Genomic DNA, 4,364 nt, shown 5'->3' on the forward strand with positions numbered 1-4,364 from the left:
GAGCAAGGGAGCAGAGGAGCAGAGGAGCAAGGGGAGCAAAATTTTTCTTATCCGTCTCTTCTTTTCTTCGAGGTACAAGATACTGGCTGTGGTATTGCCCCACAAGAACTTGACTTGCTGTTTGAGGCTTTTGAACAAACCGAAATCGGCAGAAAATTCCAACAAGGGACGGGATTGGGTTTAGCGATTAGCCGTAAATATGTACAACTGATGGGAGGAGATATTAGTGTCAGCACTACGCCTGGTGTCGGTAGTACATTTGCCTTTGATGTTCAGATTGCTCTCACTTGCCCTAGAGAAATCCCGATAAACCAAATTAAATCACAAATTAGAGCTTTAGCACCTAGTGAAAAGGTATACCGCATCCTAGTAGTTGACGATTCCAAAGAAAGCCGTATATTGCTAGTTAAAATTCTCACATCTTTAGGCTTTAAAGTTAATGAAGCCACAGATGGTAGTGAAGCGATCGCTAGTTGGGAATCTTGGCAACCACACTTGATTTTTATGGATATGCGAATGCCAGTCATGGACGGTTATGAAGCCACAAGAATTATTAAAGCTAGAGAAATTGGGCATGGGGCAGCCAATACGTCGCGGAGGTTCCCAAAATTGAAACAACTGGTGTCATCGGGGAGCCAGTACCTTGCAGAGGAGTTAACCGATTCAGTCGAGGGTGAGGTTCTGAAAGTTGTACGCAAAGAGTCTTCCACACCAGAAACAACTGGTGTCATAGAAAATGATACTTCTAGTGCGTCCATTTTGCGATCGCGGCTGCCAACAGCCTTGGCTCCCCCTTACAAATTATCTGGAACAATGCCGGATCGCTCCAATACAAATACAATCATTATTGCCCTAACTGCTAGCGCCTTTGAAGAAGAACGCCAGAAAATTTTGTCTATTGGCTGTGATGATTTTATTCGCAAGCCATTCAAACAGGAAGTATTATTGGAAAAACTGAGCAAACATCTGGGTTTAAAATATACCAATCAAGTAGAAACTACAAATACAGTAGTTGTCGATCAAGCTACACAGATTTTTGTAAGTGTTGCCGAACTCCTGGGCCATTTATCACAAATGCCACCTGAGTGGCTCCAACAGATTCACTATGCCGCAGCCAGCTGTAGCGATGAACTGATTTTAGAGTTACTCAAGCAAATTCCATCAGATAATGCTCAAGTTTTCCAAGTTCTCAGGGATTTAGCAAATAACTACCAGTTTGAGAAAATCATGGAATTGACTACAACAAACTTAGAATGAATTACGAGCATTTAGACCCTAATAAAAAAGATATTTTGATCATTGATGATATGGCGGATAATCTCCGGGTTTTATCCTCCATATTGACAAGGGAAGGGTATAACGTTCGTAAAGCTTTGAACTGGCAAATGGCACTGACAGCAACTCAAACATTATTACCTGATTTGATTCTACTCGATATCATGATGCCAGAAGTAGATGGGTATGAAATTTGCCAGACCTTTAAAGCTTGGGAGTTAACAGCCGATATCCCAGTAATTTTCATTAGCGCTTTAGATGATGTTTTTGACAAAGTTAAAGCCTTTAAAGCTGGTGGTGTAGACTACATCACCAAACCTTTTGAGTTTCAAGAAGTTTTAGTGCGTGTGCAAAATCAACTGGCATTGAGATCGGCGCGATTAGAAATATTGAAACTAAATGTTGAACTAGAACATCGGGTAAAACAGCGAACTGGAGAGCTAGAAAAAACTCTCCAAAAACTCCAGCAAGAAATCCATTCCCGCCAGAAATTGCAAAGTCAACTGCTAGATATAGCACTACATGACTCCTTGACTGGATTGTCAAACCGAGTTTTGTTTATTCGGCGACTAGAAAATGCTCTAAATCGGGCGAAGCAAGAATCTAGTTATCAGTTTGCAGTACTTTTTTTGGACTGCGATCGCTTCAAAGTTGTTAATGATTCCCTTGGTCATCCGGTGGGAGATGAATTGCTGATAGCTATTGCTCAACGCTTACAAGCATGTCTGATACCTGTTGATACTTTAGCACGATTGGGCGGTGACGAATTTGGAATTCTCTTAGAAAATATCACAGATATCAATATAGCAATCCAAGTTGCAGAAAGGATTTTGCAACAGTTATCACTGGCTTTTCAACTGTCCAGATATGAAGTATTTATGAATGCCAGTATTGGTATTAGTTGGGGCAATAAAGATTACGATCGCCCAGAGTATTTGCTGCGAGATGCTGATACGGCAATGTATCGGGCTAAGGCTCAAGGAAGGGCTAACTATCACGTTTTTAACCCAGCGATGCATCAGGAAGCTATTCAGCTTTTAGAGTTAGAAAATGACCTGCGGAGGGCTGTTGAAAGGCGAGAATTCCTCGTTTACTATCAGCCAATTATTTCCCTGGCTACAGGCAGAATTTCTGGATTTGAAGCCTTGGTGCGCTGGCAACATCCGATTCGTGGTTTGGTTTCTCCCATAGAATTTATTCCTGTGGCTGAAGAAACAGGTTTAATTAATGCCATCAATACTTGGGTATTACAGTCAGCTTGTCATCAATTAAGCATCTGGCAACATTATCCAGTGACGCCAGAACCTCTAACTATGAGTGTCAATTTGAGTGCAAGGTTATTTTTGCAGCCGAATTTAGTAGAACAAATTGACCGAATAATTTATGAAAATCAAATAAATCCGGCATATTTAGAATTAGAAATTACCGAAAGCGTAATTATGGAAAATACCGATGCGATCAAAATAATTCTTGAACAACTAAAGCAGCGAAAAATCAAGTTGATTATGGATGACTTTGGTACAGGATATTCCTCTTTAAGTTACCTGCACAGCTTTCCTTTAAATGCACTCAAAATTGACAAATCCTTTGTCAAACGGATGCAGGAAAATAAAGAGAATATGGGGTTAGTACCAGCAATGATTGGCATTGCCAACTCAATGGGGATGAGTGCGATCGCTGAAGGTGTCGAAACACAAGAACAGTTAGCCCAATTGAGAAGTTTAAACTGTAATTTTGCTCAAGGATATTTATTTTCTAAACCCATAGAACAACGACTAGCTATTGAGTTGCTCACCTCAGTACCTCAATGGTAGCTATCAATTAGCACCTGGAAAAAATTTCATTGTCGATCCTTGGCTAGATAATCTGTGAGTGCTATTTACTACAATCATGGCAACAATTCATCATGTTGCCAAAGGCGATAAGTGGCTAATAGTTTCGATAATCTGCAAAACTCTCCAGCCACGTGAGAGTTAAACTATAAATATAAGTATTTCGGTGAAATCGATCAACAAATTTTCGGCTGATTTCAAACAAGGGTTTACTATCCTCAATAATTATACGCATAACTTTTGATCAATAATGCATTTTAATCAAACTAACCATCAGAAAAGAAATATTTTGGTGGTCGATGATACTCCAGATAATTTGCGGCTTTTATCGGCGATGTTGACTGCACAAGGTTTTGAAGTTCGCAAAGCCTTAAACGGTAAAATGGCACTGACTGCATGTCAAATGGTTTTGCCCGATGTGATTTTGCTGGATATTAATATGCCAGATATGGATGGCTACCAAGTTTGTCAACAATTAAAAGCTGACGATAAAACTAGTGAAGTCCCAGTAATTTTTATTAGTGCTCTGGATGATGTTGTCGATAAGGTAAAGGCATTTGATGTTGGTGGTGTAGATTATATTGCAAAACCTTTTCATGGTGCAGAAGTGGTCTTGCGAATTGAAAATCAAATTAATTTACGTTTGCTCCAAGTAAAACTGCAAGAAAAAAACTTTTTACTCCAACAGGCTCTTGACAACTTGAAAGCCTCTCAAGTTCAACAAATTCAGAACGAAAAGATGGTGGCGCTGGGACAGTTAGTAGCTGGACTGGCTCATGAGATTAATAACCCGATCAGTTTTATTTATGGAAATCTCCAATATGCTGGCCAATATGTGGAAGACCTAGTGAAGATTATTGAGGTCTATCAGCAAGAATATCCCAAACCCACACCAAAAGTTCAGCAAATATCTAAAGATGTAGACTTGAATTTTATCATTAAGGATCTACAAAATTTGATAGGTGCAATGTATAGAGGCTCCGATCGCATTCGGGAAATTGTACTGGCGCTACAACATTTTTCTCGGCATGATGAAGCAGAGATGAAACGGGTAAACATTCATGAAGACATCGAAAATACTTTAGTGATGTTACAACATCGGCTCAGAGAAGCAGGCGATCGTCCGGCAATTGTTGTAGTGAAAGATTACGGTAACTTGCCCCTAGTTACTTGTTATGCAAGTGAACTAAATCAAGTATTTATGCATTTGTTGAATAATGCTATTGATGCAATAGAGGAGGGAGTGGGGAATAGGGG

The 4,364-nt window shown here is 39.8% G+C and carries 3 protein-coding genes; all 3 read left to right on the forward strand.

The annotated features are described in order from the left end of the window. Positions 1 to 1,257 (forward strand): response regulator (locus tag IQ229_RS15015; protein WP_194044937.1); only part of this gene is annotated, 1,257 nt, incomplete at its 5' end. Then, the gene (locus IQ229_RS15020; RefSeq protein ID WP_194044939.1) at positions 1,254 to 3,089 is read left to right on the forward strand and encodes a GGDEF/EAL domain-containing response regulator; all 1,836 of its coding nucleotides are present in this window, start codon (positions 1,254 to 1,256) and stop codon (positions 3,087 to 3,089) included. The genes IQ229_RS15015 and IQ229_RS15020, both read left to right, overlap by 4 nt. Positions 3,090 to 3,357: 268 nt before the next feature. Beyond that, on the forward strand, positions 3,358 to 4,364 hold a 1,007-nt coding region (locus tag IQ229_RS15025), incomplete at its 3' end, for a hybrid sensor histidine kinase/response regulator (RefSeq protein ID WP_194044941.1).

This window comes from Nostoc cf. edaphicum LEGE 07299 (assembly GCF_015207245.1).
In the GTDB taxonomy this organism is placed as follows: Bacteria; Cyanobacteriota; Cyanobacteriia; order Cyanobacteriales; family Nostocaceae; genus Nostoc; species Nostoc edaphicum_B.